21 protein-coding genes, 1 tRNA gene, 1 rRNA gene, 1 pseudogene and 1 other annotated feature are annotated in these 21,061 nt (G+C 41.9%); of the genes and pseudogenes, 12 read left to right on the forward strand and 12 right to left on the reverse strand.

All coding sequences use genetic code 11. The features are described from left to right. Positions 1-31: 31 nt before the first annotated feature. A complete protein-coding gene (locus BHR79_RS10600; RefSeq protein ID WP_143743557.1) occupies positions 32-262 on the reverse strand; it encodes a hypothetical protein in 231 nt (76 codons plus the stop codon). Positions 263-513: 251 nt separating this feature from the next. Here BHR79_RS10600 and BHR79_RS10250 point away from each other — a divergent pair, with 251 nt between their 5' ends. From BHR79_RS10250 to BHR79_RS10265, 4 genes are all read left to right on the forward strand, one after another. Further along, positions 514-1,032 (forward strand): deoxyuridine 5'-triphosphate nucleotidohydrolase, encoded by a 519-nt coding sequence (locus BHR79_RS10250; protein ID WP_072562213.1) that lies wholly within the window; start codon positions 514-516, stop codon positions 1,030-1,032. 43 nt (positions 1,033-1,075) lie between these two features. After that, positions 1,076-1,867, forward strand: a complete 792-nt coding sequence (locus tag BHR79_RS10255) for a 2-amino-3,7-dideoxy-D-threo-hept-6-ulosonate synthase (protein WP_072562214.1) — start codon at positions 1,076-1,078, stop codon at positions 1,865-1,867. Positions 1,868-2,227: 360 nt separating this feature from the next. Beyond that, positions 2,228-3,979, forward strand: coding sequence for a glycine--tRNA ligase (glyS, locus tag BHR79_RS10260; RefSeq protein WP_072562215.1), 1,752 nt, complete (start codon positions 2,228-2,230; stop codon positions 3,977-3,979). Positions 3,980-4,054: 75 nt separating this feature from the next. After that, on the forward strand, positions 4,055-6,319 hold the full coding sequence (locus tag BHR79_RS10265; protein WP_072562216.1) for a DEAD/DEAH box helicase: 2,265 nt from the start codon (positions 4,055-4,057) through the stop codon (positions 6,317-6,319). 2 nt (positions 6,320-6,321) lie between these two features. On the opposite strand, the gene BHR79_RS10270 is transcribed toward BHR79_RS10265, so the two are convergent. Further along, positions 6,322-6,813, reverse strand: a complete 492-nt coding sequence (locus tag BHR79_RS10270; RefSeq protein ID WP_072562217.1) for an Sjogren's syndrome/scleroderma autoantigen 1 family protein — start codon at positions 6,811-6,813, stop codon at positions 6,322-6,324. 220 nt (positions 6,814-7,033) lie between these two features. Between BHR79_RS10270 and BHR79_RS10275 the strand changes: the two genes are divergently transcribed. From BHR79_RS10275 to BHR79_RS10300, 5 genes and pseudogenes are all read left to right on the forward strand, one after another. Continuing rightward, on the forward strand, positions 7,034-7,306 hold the full coding sequence (locus BHR79_RS10275) for a UPF0147 family protein (protein ID WP_013037155.1): 273 nt from the start codon (positions 7,034-7,036) through the stop codon (positions 7,304-7,306). A 44-nt stretch (positions 7,307-7,350) separates the two neighbouring features. Continuing rightward, complete coding sequence (locus BHR79_RS10280; protein ID WP_072562218.1) at positions 7,351-7,986, forward strand: translin family protein; 636 nt, start codon at positions 7,351-7,353, stop codon at positions 7,984-7,986. 12 nt (positions 7,987-7,998) lie between these two features. After that, positions 7,999-9,618, forward strand: a complete 1,620-nt coding sequence (gene sepS, locus BHR79_RS10285; RefSeq protein ID WP_072562219.1) for an O-phosphoserine--tRNA ligase — start codon at positions 7,999-8,001, stop codon at positions 9,616-9,618. A gap of 98 nt (positions 9,619-9,716) precedes the next feature. After that, positions 9,717-10,279, forward strand: a pseudogene (locus BHR79_RS10295) (endonuclease V). Beyond that, complete coding sequence (locus BHR79_RS10300; protein ID WP_234970428.1) at positions 10,269-10,898, forward strand: DUF169 domain-containing protein; 630 nt, start codon at positions 10,269-10,271, stop codon at positions 10,896-10,898. Before BHR79_RS10295 ends, BHR79_RS10300 begins: the two are co-directional and overlap by 11 nt. Here the strand turns inward: BHR79_RS10300 and BHR79_RS10305 are convergent, their stop codons facing one another. The 4 genes from BHR79_RS10305 to BHR79_RS10315 form a co-directional block, all read right to left on the reverse strand. Beyond that, complete coding sequence (locus BHR79_RS10305; RefSeq protein WP_072562221.1) at positions 10,899-11,288, reverse strand: DUF473 domain-containing protein; 390 nt, start codon at positions 11,286-11,288, stop codon at positions 10,899-10,901. Between the two features lie 5 nt (positions 11,289-11,293). Further along, on the reverse strand, positions 11,294-12,037 hold the full coding sequence (locus tag BHR79_RS10310; RefSeq protein ID WP_072562222.1) for a proteasome assembly chaperone family protein: 744 nt from the start codon (positions 12,035-12,037) through the stop codon (positions 11,294-11,296). A gap of 102 nt (positions 12,038-12,139) precedes the next feature. Further along, positions 12,140-12,280: a hypothetical protein gene (locus tag BHR79_RS10605; protein WP_157198655.1), complete on the reverse strand. Its 141-nt coding sequence runs from the start codon at positions 12,278-12,280 to the stop codon at positions 12,140-12,142. A 28-nt stretch (positions 12,281-12,308) separates the two neighbouring features. Continuing rightward, positions 12,309-13,145, reverse strand: coding sequence for a F420-dependent methylenetetrahydromethanopterin dehydrogenase (locus tag BHR79_RS10315; RefSeq protein WP_072562223.1), 837 nt, complete (start codon positions 13,143-13,145; stop codon positions 12,309-12,311). Positions 13,146-13,317: 172 nt separating this feature from the next. Here BHR79_RS10315 and serB point away from each other — a divergent pair, with 172 nt between their 5' ends. Further along, complete coding sequence (serB, locus tag BHR79_RS10320) at positions 13,318-14,001, forward strand: phosphoserine phosphatase SerB (RefSeq protein WP_072562224.1); 684 nt, start codon at positions 13,318-13,320, stop codon at positions 13,999-14,001. A gap of 78 nt (positions 14,002-14,079) precedes the next feature. Beyond that, a complete protein-coding gene (locus BHR79_RS10325) occupies positions 14,080-14,934 on the forward strand; it encodes a coiled-coil protein (protein ID WP_072562225.1) in 855 nt (284 codons plus the stop codon). Positions 14,935-14,979: 45 nt separating this feature from the next. Here the strand turns inward: BHR79_RS10325 and BHR79_RS10330 are convergent, their stop codons facing one another. The 4 genes from BHR79_RS10330 to tgtA are packed head-to-tail and all read right to left on the reverse strand — an operon-like array spanning position 14,980 to position 19,754. After that, positions 14,980-16,113, reverse strand: a complete 1,134-nt coding sequence (locus BHR79_RS10330; RefSeq protein WP_234970429.1) for a radical SAM protein — start codon at positions 16,111-16,113, stop codon at positions 14,980-14,982. A gap of 11 nt (positions 16,114-16,124) precedes the next feature. Next, positions 16,125-17,282: an FAD-dependent oxidoreductase gene (locus BHR79_RS10335; protein WP_072562227.1), complete on the reverse strand. Its 1,158-nt coding sequence runs from the start codon at positions 17,280-17,282 to the stop codon at positions 16,125-16,127. Between the two features lie 6 nt (positions 17,283-17,288). After that, on the reverse strand, positions 17,289-18,230 hold the full coding sequence (locus BHR79_RS10340; RefSeq protein WP_072562228.1) for a UbiA prenyltransferase family protein: 942 nt from the start codon (positions 18,228-18,230) through the stop codon (positions 17,289-17,291). Positions 18,231-18,269: 39 nt separating this feature from the next. Further along, complete coding sequence (gene tgtA, locus BHR79_RS10345; RefSeq protein ID WP_072562229.1) at positions 18,270-19,754, reverse strand: tRNA guanosine(15) transglycosylase TgtA; 1,485 nt, start codon at positions 19,752-19,754, stop codon at positions 18,270-18,272. Between the two features lie 114 nt (positions 19,755-19,868). Here tgtA and BHR79_RS10350 point away from each other — a divergent pair, with 114 nt between their 5' ends. Continuing rightward, positions 19,869-20,210 (forward strand): ArsR/SmtB family transcription factor, encoded by a 342-nt coding sequence (locus BHR79_RS10350; protein ID WP_072562230.1) that lies wholly within the window; start codon positions 19,869-19,871, stop codon positions 20,208-20,210. Positions 20,211-20,389: 179 nt separating this feature from the next. Here BHR79_RS10350 and rrf read toward each other — a convergent pair. Both rrf and BHR79_RS10360 read right to left on the reverse strand, forming a co-directional pair. After that, positions 20,390-20,511, reverse strand: a 5S ribosomal RNA gene (gene rrf, locus BHR79_RS10355). 24 nt (positions 20,512-20,535) lie between these two features. Next, a tRNA-Cys gene (locus tag BHR79_RS10360) sits at positions 20,536-20,607 on the reverse strand. 111 nt (positions 20,608-20,718) lie between these two features. Beyond that, positions 20,719-21,061 (reverse strand) — a sequence feature (23S ribosomal RNA rRNA prediction is too short).

Genomic DNA, 21,061 nt, shown 5'->3' on the forward strand with positions numbered 1-21,061 from the left:
TTTGTTAGAAGAGATTCAAGCAACCTGAGATTCAATAGTACATCACAAGATAGATGTGTACCCCCAGCAGATAAGAAAGGAACCATAATGCAGCTATGAGTTTCATTGCAATGAACCTATTGAGAATATCCTTGACCCTGCCCATAACAAGTAATTCTACGTAAAGGCCCAAAAGAAGGACAAAAAGGCCCAATCCATGATGGAAAAGCAGTTCAATATTGAAAAACGTGTTAAAATAATAAGTAGACCTTACACCAGACATAGCAGGATACATAAAAAATATTGTCAACAAAAGCTGTGCAAACAAAGCAAACCCCATTATGCGACAATGGAGTTTAGTTTTATTATTACGAACAAGATATATTGAAACAAGTATAATAATGATCAGAATTGTTTGAATAATAAGGTTCAACATAAAGTACCCCCACTTCCAAAGTGCCTTACTGAATATTGGGACAGAATGGTATAAAAAACTGCCTTACAATAGAAATACAAAAAAGAGGTATATAACACATGGCGATGCTATCAAGGAACGAATTAAGCAAACTCCTGGAGGGAGAGCAGCCTCTTGTTGAAGGGTTTGTGGATAAAGAACTTCAGGTGCAACCCAATGGTATCGAACTTACACTTGAGAGTGTGCACAGAATAAATGGAAAAGGTACAATAGATTTTGATAATTCAAAAAGGCAAATTCCTGAAAGCATACCTCTTGATTTCGAGGAAGAATGGATTGATCTTGAAAAGGGTATATATAAAATTGTCTTTAATGAAATCGTTAATATCCCCAAAACGCTTGCAGCACTTGCAACACCAAGGTCAAGCCTGATACGTGCCGGAGCGACTCTGGAAACCGCTGTATGGGATGCCGGGTACCGGGGAAGAAGCGAATGTTTACTTGTTGTGTATAGCCCCAATGGCCTGAAACTGCAGAAAAATGCGCGTCTGATACAACTTGTATTTTATACTCTGCACACAGAAGTTAATGAAGGATACAATGGCAAATACCAAAATGAGAATACCTGCTTACAATAATTTTTTATAAAACACACGTACATATATGTACAGGAGAGTACACATGAGTGAAATCGGCAAATCCGTAAGGATCGAACGCATATTCGATCGTAATACACAAAACGCAATAATAATACCAATGGACCACGGAGTCGGGGCCGGGCCTCTAAGAGGACTGACAGATATGCCTGATACTGTAAATAAAGTCGCTGAAGGTGGTGCAAACGCAGTATTGGGCCATATGGGTCTTCCCAAATACGGCCACAGGGGATATGGAAAGGATGTGGGATTGATAATTCATCTTTCCGGCTCAACATCCCTTGGCCCGGACCCAAATCACAAGGTACTGGTTACAACCATTGAAGAAGCCATAAAAGTGGGCGCTGATGCAGTATCAGTCCACATAAATATAGGTGCAGATGATGAAGCAAAGATGTTGCAGGATCTTGGAAGAATCGCAAAAGGTTGTGATGAATGGGGAATTCCACTTCTGGCAATGATGTACCCCCGGGGACCTCGCGTAGCATCAGAACATGATGCAGATTATGTGAAACATGCTGCAAGAGTTGGTGCCGAGCTGGGAGCAGATATCGTAAAAACAAATTACACAGGAGATATTGATTCATTCAAAGAAGTCGTGGAAGGCTGCCCGGTACCAGTTGTTATAGCAGGCGGCCCCCAGATGGAAACCGAAGAAGATCTTCTTCAAATGATACATGATTCACTGGAGGCTGGAGGCAGAGGTGTTGCAATCGGCAGAAATGTATTCCAGTCGGAAAACCCGGTTGTTACTGTATCTAAAATATCCCGCATTGTACATGGGGGAGAAACTGTAGAAGAAGTCCTTAATCGATAAAATTTGAAAAGAAGAGAGCAAGACCATGTAAGTGGTATGGCCAAATGAAGATATGTTAGGTGGTGGTGGTACGATATGAAAATGGTCTTGCCTAATAAAGTGTATATACAGTCCCCTATAAATACTTTTTTGATAATATCATCATAATGATGAGAAATTATAAACTATATATATAAATGGCTCTGATCTAAAAATATTGACAGATCACACACATTCCCCATAATGAGCAAATGTTATTGGATTTTAATTGTTCATAATTATCGTGCAATTTTGAAATAGTTCGATAGAATTAAATGTCATGGAAATATGGAGAATGAGATCACTTTCATTGATATTATACCATTTATCGAGGATTAAATTATGGACAAATATGAGCAGGTTATCGAACTGGCAAAAAGACGTGGATTCCTGTGGAACTCTTTTGAATTATATGGAGGTACTGCCGGATTCTATGACTACGGACCTCTGGGAAGTACCCTGAAACGCAGAATAGAGAACATATGGAGGCAATTCTATGTTGTCCGGGAAGGCTTCATGGAAATCGAAACTCCTACCATAGGTATTGAGGACATATTCGTAGCTTCGGGTCATGTAGGAGGGTTCTCCGACCCTCTGTGTGAATGTGAACAATGCAAAGAGGCATTCCGGGCAGATCACCTGATTGAAGACTATGTAGCAGTTGCGGATGCGTTGACCAATGAAGAAGTAGATGAAATGATCAGCAAATATGATATTTGCTGCCCGGAATGTGAGGGAAAACTCGGAAAGGCCAGGGAGTTTAACCTAATGTTTGAGACGAGCATAGGACCCGGTAATGGCAGACCCGGATACCTGCGTCCGGAAACAGCCCAGGGAATCTTTATTGATTTCCAGAGGCTGGCACGTTATTACAGGGAAAAACTGCCCTTCGGTGTAACCCAGATCGGTAAATCATACCGTAATGAGATATCCCCGCGACAGGGTGTCATAAGACTCAGGGAATTTACCCAGGCTGAGGCTGAAATATTCACCCATCCGGAAGAAAAAACCCATCCTGAAATTGCTGCAGTTGAAAATGACCTGATAATACTTTACTCCGATGAAGCCCAAAAAAGAGGGGAACTGGAAGAAATGACAATTCGGGAAGCAATTGACAACAATATCATTGCCCACGAATTCCTTGCCTATCATATTGCTCTTACCAACCGTTTCCTCAAACGTATTGGTATATCTCCCGACAAACTGAGATTCCGCCAGCATAAGAAAGATGAGATGGCACATTATGCAATCGATTGCTGGGATGGCGAAATCAAAACAGCTCGTTTTGGATGGATAGAAACAGTAGGTATTGCCGATCGGACTGACTATGACCTGAATGCCCATACAAAAATGAGCAAAAACGAGCTGGCGGTCTATATAGAATATGATGAACCTAAAATGGTGAAAAAATTTGCTGTAAAACCGGACATGGGAAAACTAGGGCCTTTATTCCGGAAAAAAGCAAAGGATGTTGCAGAAGCCCTCAAACAACTCGGGCCTGAAGAACTTGAAAAAGATGGCGATATAAATGTAGTAGTCAACGGTGAGGAAGTTTCAGTACCAAAAGACGTTGTTTCAGCTGAAGAAGTGGAAGAAAAAATAAGCGGTGAAACTGTAGTACCCCACGTGATCGAACCTTCCTACGGAATCGACAGGATATTCTACACATTACTGGAACATGCTTATGAAACCGAAATGGCCCCTACAGCTGAAGAAGAAAAGGAAGAAGAGCGTATTCTTCTCAAATTTAAGAGCGAAATAGCTCCAATTCAGGTAGCAGTCCTGCCACTGATGAAAAACAGTGATGAACTGGTCAGTAAAGGCAGGCAGATCGTAAGTAACCTCAAGGACATGGGATTGATGGTGGCTTATGATGATTCGGGAACCATCGGAAGAAGATACCGCAGGAATGACGAAATAGGTACTCCATATTCGGTAACTATTGACTACGACACCCTTGAAGATAATACCGTTACAATTCGTCAGAGAGATACCATGAACCAGGTTCGCACCCCTGTGAGCAATCTTGAAGAAAACCTGAAGAAATTAATCAATGGACAGATGGCGTTTGAGGAGGCCGGAAGGCCCCTCTAATACTTTCAATCCGCAGTGCTAAGCTATTAATAAAAATTATTTGTTATTTCCCTTTAAAGATAAGTAAAGGGTAATATGGTAAAATACATACAACATCCCCTGATTAAACCCGATTCTGTCGAACAACGTCTCTACCAGCTTGACCTGGCAGGCAAAGCACTATCTTCCTCTACACTGGTAGTCCTTCCCACAGGACTGGGCAAAACAATAGTAGCTCTGCTTGTCATGGCGTCAAGACTGGAGGCTACGGGAAAAAAGGTGGTGATGTTATCACCCACAAAACCACTGGTCGAACAACACGCAGCTTTTTTTAGCCAGATGTTAAACCTGGAACCTGAAGAAGTGATGACATTTACGGGAAATCTTCCTCCTGCAAAGAGAGAAAATATGTGGGAAAGAGGTAGGGTAATAGTATCCACGCCCCAGGTTATCGAGAACGACCTGCTCACAAAAAGGATCAGTCTTCGGGACGTGGCCCACATAACATTCGATGAAGCACACCGTGCTGTTGGAAACTATTCATATACCTACATTGCAGAGGAATACTTCAACCAGGCAAAAGAACCCCTGTGTCTGGCAATTACCGCAAGCCCGGGAAGCTCAGATGAAAAGATAGCAGAGGTCTGCGAAAGTCTGCATATCGAAAAAGTGGCAGTCAAAACAGAAGATGATTCTGATGTTGCCCCTTATATCCACCATAAGCAAGTTGAATGGGTTCACTTAAAATTGCCCGATGAAATGCAAAGTCTCAAGAATTTGCTCGATAAAGTCCTGGAAGACAGGATACAAAAAATGGATGAAGTTGGATACAGACTTCCCTACGGTAAAAAAACCTCAAAAAAGGAACTACTGGGACTTCAGAAAAAAATGCAGGGCCAACTCAGAAGTGGAAACCCTGACCCTTCCGTATACAGTTCCATATCCCTCATGGCAGAAATCCTCAAAGCCGGCCATGCAATCGAAGTCATCGAAACCCAGGGAGTAGGAGCTCTTGCCAAATATGTGGACCGCCTGGAGAGGGAAGCCTGTACAAAGGGAGCAAGTAAAGCTTCTAAAAGACTCATGGAAGACCTGTTCATGAGGCAATTATCCCATCGTCTTAAAGAGTGCGGTGCAGAGCATCCCAAATTTGAGACAGTGTGTAACATTGTAAAAGAAGAATTAATCTCCAATCCAGATTCAAGAGTTATCGTTTTTACCAATTTCAGGGATACAGCAGAAATGGTAACAGATGCACTATCGGAGATTGAAGATATAAATCCAGTGAAATTTGTAGGCCAGAGTTCAAAATACAAAGACAAAGGCCTAACCCAGAAACAACAGGTCGAAATTATCGATCATTTCAAACAGGGAAACTTCAATGTACTTGTTGCAACTTCCGTTGCTGAAGAGGGACTGGATATACCTGCAACAGACCTGGTTGTTTTTTATGAACCAATCCCCTCGGAAATACGCAGTATCCAGAGAAAGGGGAGAACCGGGCGCAAACATGCAGGCAGGGTTGTGGTTCTGGTAACAAAGGGAACCCGGGATGAAGGCTACTACTGGAGCAGTGCAAACCGGGAAAAGAAGATGCAGGGGAATATCAAACAACTCCAAGAAACACTATCCACAGATGAACAAGAAAATCCTTTCATAAAAGAAAAGCAGCGCAGTCTTGAAGATTTCGACAACAGTGAGGAACCTGCAGATAAAAACGGACCGGAAGTCGTGGCGGATCAAAGAGAGATACGCAGTACTGTAACACGCAATCTACAAAAAGCAGGTGCATCCCTTAGTGTAAAAACCCTCGAAGTGGGAGATTACGTTGTCAGTGAGAATGTCGCTATAGAGAGGAAGGAAACCGGGGATTTCGTGAATTCACTTATTGAGGGCAAGCTCTTCGAGCAGATATCAAACCTGACACGCACTTATGAAAAAACCATCCTGATTATCGAAGGAGAAGGACTATTCAACGCCCGGCGTATCAATCCATCTTCCATTTACGGTGCAATGTTATCAATATCAATGGATTTTGAAACAACTATCCTCCATACCAGAGACACAGAGGAAACAGCAGCCCTCATACTCCAGATCGCTAAAAAGCAGCAAGGAAAGGATAAAAAACCTATCAATCCCCACGGGAAAAAAGCTGCTCCAATCCTTTCAAAGCAGCAGGAATATATTGTATCCGCAATACCCCAGCTTGGACCACAGGCAGCACGCAACCTGCTAGAACATTTTGGATCAGTGGAAGCCGTAATGCAGGCTTGCGAAGAAGAACTCAGGGAAGTGAAACTCATTGGCCCTAAAACCGCTGCACGTATAAGAGAAGTAGTTTGTAGCGAATATAAAGGATAAGATCAGGATTTGTGTCTTATCCTTTCCAAAATATTCATTCCTCTCTCGATAAGATCAAAAGCATCTTCTACACGCCGGGGATCTGATTCTGATTGAATATTTTTTGCTATTTCAACAAGTTTAGATTCAATCAATTGCTCAAGGGAGCCTGCTTCTTTTTTTTCAGCATGCAATGCATCGGACACCGGTTCCTGAAGGTTGGTGCTGGGTTGCGATGAAGCAACTGTTGGTTTGCTTTCAACAGGTTCTGTTTCAAACTCCTCTTTTTTCCCTGTGGATACTTCTGTTTCAACCGAAGGGATAATTTCCTCTACATTTTCATCCTGGGCCTCTTCCCCCTCTTCTGCAACGTTACATAGAGGACATAGAACCTGGCCCTGATAACGGAATAAAGGAGAGCCACAAGTATCACAATGTTGTGCAAGCATTGTGCCACCAAGCTCAAGCAATTTGGAAATTCTTCTTACTTTAGCATCGTCATCATTTCTTCCCATTATTATCACATCACAACTAAAAGAATAATATGTAACCTGAATACAACATTCAGTACAAAGAGGTAATAGTCCACCCAGCAATTTAAATCTGACTGAATCGAACCAACTACTTCCATAAGGTAATATTCAAGCAAACGGGTAAGTTTTTATATGAGATTATTAGTTAGACATACAGAACTAACCCTTATTTTATGTCCCTAATTAATTCAAGGTGATCAAAATGCTGTCTGTTAATACTAAAGATGTTATAGAGCAATGCACACAGGTACTGGAGCACATAGCAAACGATAATTCAGTCCCAAGAAATATCAGGCGCTCCGCAACCGAAGTTGTGGAAAAATTAAACGATGACAGTGAAGCCCTTTTCCTGAGGGCTTCTTCAAGTATATCCATTCTTGAAGACATCAGCAATGACCCAAACATTCCCCTCCATACCCGTACATTAATCTGGAATGTAGCAAGTCAGCTTGAAACAATACCTGTGGATGAATAATTCACCAGGTATCTTTTTTAATATCTGGATCATTTCCAAGAAACATGGATACTATTACCGGCATCCTTATTGGAAATTTTGAAGAAAAGGATGCTGCACGGGAAAAGGGTCTGGCCCTGTCACGTAAACTTGTAAGAGCGTGCCGCACAACTACTATCGCCATTCATCGCAAAGACAGGGATACTGTCGAAAAGAATCTCCTGACTGCTCATAATTATCTCCGGGAAATGAATGAAACCCTGGGAAAATACCCTGAAATCTATTACAAAGGACCTGTGGGCCAGGCACAGCAGGAATATGCGGAATGTATTATCACCTATTCTTTACTATGTGAAAATAAGACACTCGAAGAATTGCCAACTCCTCAACATATGGAAGTCGAAGATTCAGCCTACCTTAATGGCCTGGCAGAGGCAGGTGGCGAATTGAGAAGGCATGTACTTGATCTGATAAGAGAAGACAAGCCTGCAGAGGGGGAAAAATATTTACAGATAATGGATAACATTTATTCACTTTTGATCATGTTTGATTACCCCGATGTAATTACCGCAAATCTCAGGCGGCACACGGATGTACTCAGATCCCTGAATGAAAAAACCAGGGGAGATCTGACACATGCATTACAGCAATATAAATTCCAGAAATTAATGACAAGTTCGCAGGAAATAAAGCAAATTTAAAAGGGAACTCATATGAAATTCAATCCTGATAAAATAAGAGAAGATGCCAGCGAAGATTTTGACAGGGCCTGGAAAGATAGCGCAAAATATGTAAAAAAGCCCCTGTTCAATGAACGCTACCCCATAACATCAATCAACTATGGTAAACCTCATCCTGTTTATGATACTATTGCAAAACTAAGGGAAGCCTATCTTCGCATGGGTTTTGAGGAAATGATGAATCCCATCATTGTTGATGAACAGGAAGTGCACAAACAATTCGGAAATGAAGCGCTGGCCGTACTTGACAGATGTTTCTACCTGGCAGGACTTCCCCGACCAAATGCCGGTATATCCGATGAGCGCATATCTAAAATAAAAGAAATGCTGGGAGACCTTTCCACAGAAGACATTGATATGATACGGAAGGTCCTGCACTCCTATAAGAAAGGGGAGATTGAAGGAGATGATCTTGTCCCTGAAATGGCCGCAAAACTGGACGTGTCAGATTCCCTCATAGTCGAAGTCATAGATCAGGTGTTCCCGGAATTTAAAGAATTAACACCCAAAGCAGGCAAACGCACCCTGCGCAGCCATATGACCTCCGGCTGGTTCATCAGCCTCTCAGAGATTCTAAAGCGCCGTGAACCACCATTCAATTTGTTCTCCATCGACAGGTGTTTCCGCCGGGAACAACAGGAAGATGCGGCCAGGCTTATGACCTATTATTCAGCATCCTGTGTAATCATGGACGAGGATGTGACCGTAGATCACGGAAAAGCTGTTGCCCAGGCCCTGTTGTCACAGTTTGGTTTTGAGAAATTCCAGTTCAGGCCCGATGAAAAACGCAGTAAATATTACAGTCCAGATACCCAGATCGAGGTATTTGCATACCACCCAAAACTTGTAGATTCCAATACCAAATATTCGGATGGATGGGTAGAAATTGCTACTTTTGGAATATATTCCCCGATACCTCTTTCAAAATATGATATTCCCTATCCAGTGATGAATCTGGGCCTTGGAGTTGAAAGGCTTGCCATGATCATCCATGAGGCCACTGATCTGCGGGGCATGAGCTATCCACAGATGGAATTGTACTCTGAATGGGAGATGTCCGACAGCGAACTTGCCAGACATGTCGAAATTGACATGATACCCGAAACATCCCAGGGCAGGGAAATATTCGAAGCCGTTGTTAAGCAGTGTGAGGCCCATGCATCCAAACCCAGCCCCTGCGAGTTCCCTGCATGGGAAGGAGAAATTGAAGGGCACAATGTAAAGGTTTCAGTCATTGAACCAGAAGAAGACACTAAACTCTGTGGCCCGGCTGCTTTTAATGAAATTGTGATTTACAATAATGATATCCTGGGATTGCCAAATAATAAAAAATGGAAAAAAGCATTTTCCAACCATTCAGCAAGGACAGGTGTCAGGTTTATCGAAGCACTGGCAGCAAAGGCAGCAAGCGAGGTCGAAGATGCTGTTGCAAAAGGCGATACTGAAATCCAGACACGTGCACGAATAATAAAGACACCTGCAGAAATCAACATTAAACTCTCCCCCATTGCCCAGCGTTACGTGACCGGAAAAAACAAGAAAATAGACATACGGGGACCTGTGTTTACCACGATAAAAACAGAAATTTCATGAAAAAGTTGCCAGATCCCGCTCTATAGTGGTTCAGAAGTCTTCAGGAAGAAATAGGCAGACAGGTTGTCACAACTGATGGTTTTGAAAGTATCAAACTTATCGGGGGTGCGGACTGTACCTATTTCAAAGATCTGGTGATATGTTGTATTGTCGTACTGGAATACCCCACAATGGAATTCGTAGAAAGGACAATTCATATTGGAAAGATAAGTTTTCCTTATATACCGGGATTTTTTTCATTTCGTGAGGGAGAGGGGACAATAAGAGCCTACCAAGCCATAAATCGGACCTGCTTATGATTAATGCCTGTGGTATCACCCATCCTGCAAACGCCGGGTTTGCATCTCATATTGGAGTGGTCCTGGATAAACCCACAATCGGAATTACAAAAAGAATCTTTTGCGGCAGGGCAAAAATACCACAAAAAGAAAAAGAAGTCCAGCCATTGTATCACGGAAGAAAACAAATGGGTTGGCTCCTTAAAGTATTGCCCGAAACAAAACCAATCGTAATTACAGTCGGACATCTTACATCCATCAGAAGTTGTCTGGAGATCACAAAAAAGTGCCTGCAAGGAAACAAGATGCCTGAACCCTTAAGGCTTGCTCATCGATGTGCAGGAGAAGAGAAAAAGAAATGGGGTACAAGCAATGGTTCATGATTGGATGAAAAACATAAAGGGTATTATGGATAAAGGAAGTCCGGTTTGTATTACTTTCCAGAACAATACGACGGGGGAAGTATCGGAGAAACTCTTCTGCGAAATTATTACCGATGCAAGAAATGGGAAACAATTCTTGATTGCGGCACAAAGATGCAGAGTCGGCAAATTCATCCTTGGCAAAAGCAGTGAGCCTCCGGCTGAATATTATTTCAATTCCGGTAGATACGCATCATACGATATCGCAAAAAATGCGGTCCTTTCCCTCTGCCGGCTGGAAAAAAAATACGGGACTTTGAAAATCGAACCTCTTTCAAAAAACAACACAAAATTTGATCTTTGTATTTTGTATCTGAAACCGGAAAAAGCAATGCGAATCATCCAGGCGATGGCCTATTACAATGGAACTCCAGCGGATATTCAAACAATCGGCGCAGCTTCTGTATGTAGTGATTGTGTAGCAGGGACCCTTAATAAAGGAATAGCCCTGTCTTTTGGCTGCAAGGGGTCCAGAAAACACAGCAAGTATAGTAGCGAAGAAGTACCTATAGGAATACGCTATGACATGCTGGAAAAAGTAGAAAAGGCACTGGGAATAATCCCGGATACCTTTGATTGATCAACGGGCATCATAGAAGGACATTTCTTCGGCATCAACAAGGGTAATCTGCCCTATCTGGTTGGAAAGCACTTTCCTCACCCTTGCCACACATTTAGATTGCAGCTGGATACGTATCATGGTCATTTCTCTTTCCTCGTAAAAATTATCCGTACCGTTAATTATACGATGTGTAGAAACCTGATGCTGCATCAGTTTTACAATAATACCCTTTGTGCCTGCAGTCAAATCCTGTGTACTTGTGGAAGTAAGGAAAATATTTTCTCCTACGTTCAGATTCAGTGTCGTGAAAAAATTATGAGGACTTCTAATCTCAATCGTCCTTAGGCCATGATTCTTAAGATCTGTAACTACATCGTAAGAGATTCCGGTTAAAGCAACATATTCCATTTATATCACCCATACATCGGGAACTCTTTTCTGGTGGAAGAAGGCTGTTCCGTGGTCCGCACATCTTCTGCAAGTTTCTGCATCTCAACTTCTATTTTTTCGGCCTGCTCGATCAGGCTTTCCGTATCTATTGAGTAATCGCACAGGTCATTTAATATCTTTATTACAGCTGCAGCGGCTCTTGGATCCGGATTCTGGGTTTGTGTAGCCCCCAGCAGACTGATAGCAGGAAGTTTACGCATAAAGCATTCAGCCATAATACTGCCGGATATACCCGATATTGTACCCATCTGGAAGATTTCCACTTTTTCTTTTATGCGCTCCAGCATCTCCTCAGTTGTAGCAGCACCGAATACAAGGGGTTCTTCACTCGCGGTAGCAATTCCAGCAATTGAAATAATTTCCTTTACATTTACCGACTGAGCCCAGTCAACAAGGGCCTTACTTACATCATAAGAAACAGAAGGATTGATGGGTATATCCGACACAACCATTATAAGATTGAGATCCGGATTTTCATATATCCTTACAGGCATGTTGATTACTCCCTCATAAAGCACTGCTATAGGAGGGAAATAACGGGATTCAATGGAACCTATATACTCCATATCAAGTTCTTCAATTATTTGCTGACTTGCAATATTACCCACAAGCCCGATACCAGGGAACCCTTCAATTAAAATAGGCTCTTCGGATTTTACCTTCTCTGTGATAATATGTACATCACTTTTGTAATCTGTTTCCGACAAAAAAACCACCTGCGTTTAGAAATCTAATATAAACTATACCAACTAGCATAGTATATGTTTATACTAATAGATAAGTCCTGCCCGAAATGAAACATATAGAAATTATAATTTCTTTTCTTTCAGGTTTATATCTTCTTTTTGCTGGTGTGACATCAATATCGCAGATTTTAAGAAAAAGGCTGTTAAAAGCACTGCCAGTGCAAAGAAAAGTAGTGCAATGATAACAATTGTCAGTGAATCCATGTCTTAAAAATGAGAAAAGAAAGTGAGTTTACACTTTCTGTGGTTTCTCATAAAGTTTTGTTTTCTGAAGCTGGACACCTTTCTTAGAATGAGGCTGCCTGAACACAGAATCGTTGGCTTTCTCAATTTCCCTGGCTTCAATTGCAAGCTGTGCGGCTGCACGCATGAGTTCATGGCCTGTTGCTGCAGTAAGAGCAACATCTTCAATCTCTTTAAGGATGAAGCAGGCTGGCATGTTGACTTCAGCAACCTTACTTGCCATATGGAGTGCTGCAAGCCCTTTTGCTTTAGCATAAGGATTATTGAAACCTGCACGTTCAATGCATTTCTGTGGTTTTGCAAGAATGTGTGGAAGTTCAAGGTCTGCACCGGATTTGCCTTCATCGACCTGAGCAGTTACTGCATCCAGTTCTTCCTGAAGAAGCCTGACAACACCACATGTGGAAAGGACCTTCATTGCATCAGAGTTAAAGGAGGCCATTTCAACAGCATCCAAGAACTCTGTCTTGGCACCGATAAGAGGATCAACGGTCATTATAATGTAACCGAAACCTGCATCCTCAAGAGCCTGTCTGTCATCTTTCTTGGTAGGGCCGTCAGAGACGACAATACATGGATAGTCATTCCATAACTCACGGGCAGATTTGGGGCCCGGTGCACTTGCATTGGGGCTGATCATTACAACAAAATCAGGATCCCATGCCTTCAATTCTTCAGTAGAAGCTGCTGTTTCCTTGTCCATTTTGGGGCCAGTACCAAACACGCGGGTGCTGATCCCTTCCCTGGCTGCGATTTCATCCTGTACAAGGTCAATGACCTGGCTCATACCCAGGTTACCCAATTTGATAAATCCTACTTTTACCATATAATCACAGAGGGAAAATAACTACGTAGCATATATTATTTTTGGAATTACACATAACAGTACTAAATTGTTAAACAAGATGGGGAATAGCAGATCTTTTTATCCGAAAAAGTTAAAAGCAATGTGACTAATCTACAGCCATATTTCCTACATACCTCTATTATTATCTCAAATGATCAGGTTTGATGAAGTGACTTTAGCCAGCAATTCTAACAGAAAATTTTCTAAACTGATTATTTTTGATATGGACAGCACCCTAATAGATGCTGAGTGTATCGATGAACTTGCACTTGCTGCAGGAGTGGCAGACAAAGTTGCACATATTACAGATCGCACAATGAGAGGAGAACTCGATTACCATCTGGCTCTTCTGGAAAGAGTGAAACTCCTTAAAGGTCTGGAAATAACAAAGGCAAAGGAAGCGGTTGAAAAGATCGAACTAATGCCTGGTGCAAAAGAACTCCTTGAGCATGTACAATCCCTTGGATACAAAACTGCAATGTTATCCGGAGGATTTACTCTTTCCTCTGACAGGGTTGCAAAATTACTCAACATCGATTACGTATATGCCAACACTCTAGAGGTTAAAAATGGATATCTGACAGGTGTAGTGTCTGGCCCTATGACACAAAACCTTTCAAAGGAAGTTTCCTTTGAAGAAATTGCCAGAAAGAATGGCTTCCTACCTGAAGATTGTATCGTGGTAGGAGATGGGGCAAATGATGTCTGTATATTTAAGAGAGCAGGTTATTCAATTGCATTCAATCCAAAACCAATTCTCCATCAACATGCAGATGTCATAATTTCGAAGAAGGACCTTAGGGCCTTAATCTCCGTGATTGATTCACTACAATAAAGTGGATCCTGAAGTATCGTGCATTAGAAATGCATGAAATGCCAGCTACATTTGCTGGACCGGGAGGATAAATCGAACATGCAAAAAGAACTGAAAGACAAAAGGAAAGATCTGAGGGAAACCTCTGAAGAAAACAAAAATAAACGTAATGAACTTAATGCACAGGCAAGTACACTTGCATCAAACCGCAATGAGCTCAACAAAAAGACCAAAGATCTTATCAATGAAGCACAGGAATACAAAAAACTCCGTGATGAAAACAACGAAAAAGTCCAGGAATTTAAGGACCTTCGTGATAAGACCAATGAAAAGGCAAATGAACTTTTTGGAAAAGTTGATGAGCTCAGAAGTGCCAACAATCTTACAGGACCATCCCTGAAAGAGATTCGCAAGGATATCGACAGGCTGGAATTCTCACAGCAGACCGAAGTGCTTACACCATCAAAAGAAAAAGAACTGGTCAACAAGATATCCGAACTCCGGAAACTTTACGATACAAAGAAAAAGCAAATTGAAAGTAACACTGAGCTAAATGATCTGCTTACGGAAGCACAGGAAATCAGGGAAGAGGCTTCCGGATACCATTCAACCCTTTCTGAATATGCTCAGAAAGCTCAGGAATATCATGACAAGATGATTACCACTTTCAAAGAAGCAGATAAGATACGCGCGGAATCCGATACTGCACATAAAGAGTTTGTTCAAATCCAGGAAAAAGCAGATGAACAGCACAAGGCTTTCATTGCAGCTCAGAAGGAAATCCGGGATATTGACAAAGAACTTCGCAAACTCAAGAAGAAAGACGGTGGCAGGAAAGGCGCAGATATGGAAGAAGTACGTAAGGATGCTGAGGATATATTTGATAAGTTCAAATCCGGTGAGAAGCTTACTACAGAAAACCTTATGACCCTTCAGAAGTCCGGTCTTCTATAACAATGAAAATAATGATCAGGGGAATCCCTGATTATATTTTATATATTATTTCAGGACGTATTGATTTCTGTAATTATCATCCCGCATAAGGCAGGTTTTTGCTTTATAGACAGAATCATTCCGGATTCTATCCCATATTTTATTTATTTTTTCTTCATGTATGTTACCTACCGAAATTGGTATGCATGCACATGGACTGACATTTCCTTCAGGAGTAATATGCAACCATTTTTTACCCGCAAAGCATCCCATTTTACGCAATACATGAGGTACCGAAAATATACGAGGGCCACTCATGTTGTTTGAACGGGCAATAAAATCATTGAATTTTTGCATGTCCCTGGATGAGAGAAGCTCCTCCTTATGATCTAACCATCGACCAGTGGGTACGATCTCAAAAAAGGTGATCTCATGTACACCCATGTCCTTTGCAAGTTGGTAGAAATCATCCAGCTCATCGATATTAGAAGGAGAAATTACAACATAGATATTTACCATTAATCCGACATCAAGGGCATTCTCTATAGCAGATATCGCAGCCCTGTAAACACCTGTCCTGCCACGCATCCTGTCATGGTTTACTTCACATGCACTGTCCAGACTGACACTGAGCATATTCAGGCCTGCTTCTTTTAATGCCAGGGCTTTTGCAAAATCCAGACCTACCCCGGAAGTAAACATACCGCTTATTGCCTTCTCATTATCAACATAATTAATGAGATCTTCAAGCCCTTTATATAACAGAGGTTCGCCCCCATCAAAAATAATTAAAGTCGAACCCATTTCCAGACACTGGTCGATAGCATTTCTTACAATTTCAGGGGAGAGAGATGTCCTGTTATTTGTATCAGGCAATGCACAATGCAGACACCTGTTGGGACATTCTTCAGTGATAGAAATTGTCACCTGTTCAGGAACCATTTTTCCCCTCATATACCCCATCTGACTGTAAACCAGCCTGTCAAAAGCCTTTCCTGGGATTGGAGGCATCCAGGTGGAAAATACAAGAGATTCACCATTTACAAAAGCCGGTTTGGAACCATCGAACATCTCAAGCATATCTGATAGCAGCGGTTTTACTGCTTTTGATGCAAGACCTGAAGTATGCATATTGACATATCCGTTTTCAACAGTAGCATAAACCTTGAAGAAAGGATTTGTATAAAAATCGTATTTCATGATACCACACATCACCTGTTTCTCAGGAAAGCACTGAATCCAAGAAGTGATGAAGGTTTCTTTTTAAGCATGAAAAGAGAGACCTGTAATGCTTTTTGAAGAGATGAACCCTGAAGGAAGGATAGGTCCTCCTGTTTGAAAACTTCCATAATGTTGTTAATCTCGCTATCATCCATTTTACGGAGAGTTTCAAGAGCCATTCTGCCCAAATAATATTCTGTCCTATATTCCTTTGCCCACATACGTGAATAACGGGAGAGGAAACGTGAGGAAGTATTTGCCTCCTGTATACTTTCAGCAGCAACTTTTCCACACATCTTGCCACCGTGTATGGAATAGCCAATGCCGGATTGTCCGGATGCGCCTCCTGTAAGCATAATACCATCAGTAACCATCTGGTTGGGAATAGTAGCGATAGGATCTCCTCCAGTTTTTACTTCACCTATGTTTAAATTTGACAAACCCTTCATACGCTTGAATTTATCCACCCACCTATCAAAAAAGGAAGATACATCCCTACCATGCCTTCTTACATAGACACCCAGGGTTGCCCTGTCGCCTCCACAGGGAGAATAAGTTGATTTCCACCCGGGAGCCACACTTCCGACGAAATATTCAAACATGTCCGGCTCACCGATCCCGTCGCCTTCTACCTCTGCCTCCATAGCCCAACCTATGTCATCCGGATGTTTCATTGCAGAAAGGCCACAAAGAGAAGCGAGTTTGGAATTGATCCCATCTGAGATGATTACAAGCTTTGAATCGAAGGTGCCCTGCGAAGTACTCACAGAAACACCTTCATCATTTTTCAATACATTATATGCTTCAACTGACGTTGCAATATCAACACCTGAATCTCTGGTTTTCTGGATGTAGTGTCGGTCAAATGCAGGGCGGTCCAGAAAATAAGCGGGACTTTCGACTTCCACGTAGGAGCCGGAAGGGGCAACAATGTTAGCACCTCTTAAATTTTTGAGGATATATGAACTATCCACAGTTTCCCCGGCCCTGTCAAACATTCCTTTAAAAAAAGTATTAGCAGGATGTGTGTTTTCACCCAATACGTCTTGTTTGTCCATTAAAAGGACATCCAAACCCTGCTCTGATGCTACCCTGGAAGCAGCTAAACCGGCAGGGGAAGCACCGACTACAATGACATCAGCATCCATTATAAATCACCATAGAATATTCACATAACCCTCAGAAACTATAGACAGAATTACATCAATTATCAGAGAGCCAAACATTACGCCCCTGTAGCGAGAACCCTGAAGGAAAAGCATTCCTCCTCTTTCAGGCAGAGGATTTTTGATAAAATCAAGGGACTGGATAATCATCCATATCCCCGCAAGAATTGCCCCTGTGAAGAAAATAGGACCAAGTTGTGCCGTCCAACCTATTATGAGGGAAGAAATTACACCTATAATCCAACAGGCAGTAACCAATTTAGATGTTGCAGACACACCAAATACTACAGGGAATGTAGGCGCACCTTTAGCACGATCACCTTCCACATCCCTGGATACACCGGAAAGAGTAAATCCCCAATCGGTTACACACATCATAATTCCCAGGAAAATCCCGGGCAGGGGAAGAATAGAAGTGTCCGCACCTTTTAGAATTCCCGCAGGATCAAAAGCAAGCCAAATACCAATCGGTACAAGCCCGTATGCAATACCCACTGGTACAAAACTTAAGTAGGTAGATCTTTTAGCAAATTTTGAATATATGCTTATAGTACTAACTGCTATCACAAGTACTACAAAAGACTCGGGATTCAGGTACAGGGCTGCTATTGATGCAATAACTACAAGAACAAAGGCATATTTGAACCCCTGTTCCTGCGTGAGAGTGGAAGATGCGATGGGCCTTTCAGGCAGGTTAATCCTATCTATATCAATATCACAGCAGTCATTGAACACATAAGAACTTGTTATCGCAGCATAACCGCCAATAATTGCAATAATGAAAGGTAAAACCGAAGGTAGGCTTCCGGCATATATATATGATGCAAGCAATGCACTTGCTGCCGGCAGGGCAAGGTCCATATCAGCTATTTCAGGCCTGAGTAGTTCCAGATAAGGGTTGCGGGACTTCGATCCAGTTGTAGATACCAAGTAAATCACCCGGGATTAGATTCAAATCCGTGATTTCTGTCAGTTTAGTTTAAGATTTTCATTGGGCATTTCATCTAAAGAAATGGCATTCTTCTTGAGATCTTCATAAAGTGGATGAAAACTGTACTGTTTTGGGAGATTCAAGTAGAATAATCCATTCTTGTTTTTATTAATAAGTTCTATTACATTTTGTAACGCCACACCTATTGCAGCTGGATCCATTTCGTCAGGGATTTCCGCATTGAAAGGATATACTTCAGAGAGTTCAACGGGATATGCTCCAAACGGAGGCTTGAAATTCAGGACATGATCATAATTTCCTTCACCTTTCACAGACTTTGACCGTATGAGAATTTTACCATCCAGGTTAAAGCGGCCAATTCTTTCTTCAAATCGTGCAACTTCCGGTCTTTTTGTGGACTCGGGGCCGGTATAAAAGAAAGTGGATTTGGAAAACGGATCAAGTCTTTCAAGCCAGGGACTGTAATTGTACAATCTTTTAAGGGCCGACAGCATTGAGGGATGGCTCCTGCACCGCTGTTCCACAAGCTCTAACAAATTACCTTCCCTTATTGCCTGCTTGATATTGCGAATTTCTGCAAATGTCACATACAAATTGTGTCTTGCCAGTAATTCTTTAGAGTTGGAAGCGGATTTTATCTCCGATGCAGTATGAGCAGAACAAACCGGGCAATTACATGGAAGATACTGAAGATCTTTAAGATGAGATGTTCCGGCAACAGTTATGTAGCGGCCTGCTTTTGCATAAAGGGCATAAGCTGCTGAATCAAATAGGTCACACCCCATTGCTACAGCCAGAGCAAACATCATTGGATGACCGGCCCCAAATAGATGAACCGGTTTTACAGGATCAAGACCTTTTTTGGAAGAAATAACAACATCAACCAGATCCGCATAACGGTAGGATTCCATGAGAGGAACCACAGCTCCTATAGGATATACATCAAAGGCATGTTTTGAAAGGGTCTTCGCACTGCGTACCCTGAGATCCAGATGAGTGGAGCCCTGTACAGGGCCCGCTAGAAGCATATCATCCGTTACAATTTCTCTGGCTGCAACCACCCTTTCAAGAGTAGTTTCAAGTTCGTCTTCTGCCCTTTTGTAAGAGACATCAGGAGGAGTTGGAATGTCAAGGGGGACTGCAATATCAGAACCAATGTTTTTTTGGAACGCTATGATCTGCTCGTTTGTTACTTCAACATCCCCATAAACGGATAGTTGAAAAGAACCTGAATCTGTCATGATCGGACCATCAAAACCCAGAAGATGATGCAGGCCTTTTTCCAGTGCTATGTTCCTGAGTTCTTCCTTGCGAGAAATGATATATGAATTTGTAATAAGTATTTGTGCACCGAACTGATGCATTTCAGAAGAGGGTATTGTGTTTATATTGGGATTTATAACTGGCATAACCGTTGGTGTTTCAACAACACCATGTGGTGTATGCAATCTACCAATACGGCCAGCTGCGTCTTTTTGCAGTATTTCGAATACAGCGGTCATGGGAGCAATAGATACCGGTGATAGTATATATGTGTATTTGAATGGTAATGGAAAAATGTGTAAAGGAGGAAGACAATATATCCCAGTTCAGTCTTTATTATAGCAGGTGAAAAAATGATTATTCCCGAACCCATAAAATGTGAAATCGAATATAAAGGAGGAGTGGACAATCTTTATACAAAAATGCCTCCTGAAGATGAATTCAAACGTTGGAGTGAGATTCACCATGCATTATCATCCCCACTCAGGTTGAAGATACTATATATGGTAACCAAACAACCCCTTTGTGTATGCATAATAAAGCATATTCTAAAAGTATCTGATTCAAAGTTATCATACCACCTTTCAATATTAAGTGGAAGTGGTATCATAAAAGGAACCAGAGAAGGAAACTGGATAATATATAGTGCTACTGAAGAAGGCAAACAGATGATTGAAGGAATATCAGGGAAATAAACAATATTCATTTATTGAATTCATTCTATGATCTTTTCTTTTCATCCTTCATTCCCTTCAACGCCAAGCTCGTTATAATATTTTATATCTGTCATTGATTTCTCTATCGGATTAATACTTTCAGGAAAGATGTTTAAAAAATCAGAATTCAGAATAAGTAAGTAAGTGTTAATAAGTTGAGCCAGCAGCGATGTATAGTTCCCAAAGGCTCTCGCACTTTAGTACCGTATACAACGCTGGCAGGCTTATCTTCTGTGTTCGGGATGGGTACAGGAGTTACCCTGCCGCTATGGCCGCTGTTCTCAACTTATATGAGATGGATGAAAGCCAAGGCCCGGATTCGAACCGGGATGGAATCGCTCTGCAGGCGATTGCGTAGCCGCTCCGCCACCTTGGCACATTGGTCATGTGCGAAGCGTGATTCTATGACGCAACCGTCATAAACTTTGCGTTTCATCTGACCGTGTATTTTTTCATATTACATACCTGATTTCGCCTGGAATAAGCAATTGGAATCGGCACGGATTATTAGTAACCGCGGACTTAACACCTCGTTTCCTTAGTGCTTACATCCCGATCCTATTAAACCGGTCTTTTACCGGAATCCTTACAGTGGTCTCTTTTCAGGTTGGATTTCGAGCTTAGATGCTTTCAGCTCTTATTCTTTGGCGCGTAGCTGCTCGGCAGTGCCTTGTCAGACAACCGATCGACCAGAGACGCCGTTGCCCTGTTCCTCTCGTACTAAAAGCAACTTACCTTCAGACCACATACACCTCTAGTAGATAGTAACCGACCTGTCTCACGACGGTCTAAACCCAGCTCACGATCTCCTTTAATAGGCGAACAACCTC

The sequence above is a fragment of the Methanohalophilus halophilus genome (genome assembly GCF_001889405.1).
GTDB lineage: Archaea > Halobacteriota > Methanosarcinia > Methanosarcinales > Methanosarcinaceae > Methanohalophilus > Methanohalophilus halophilus.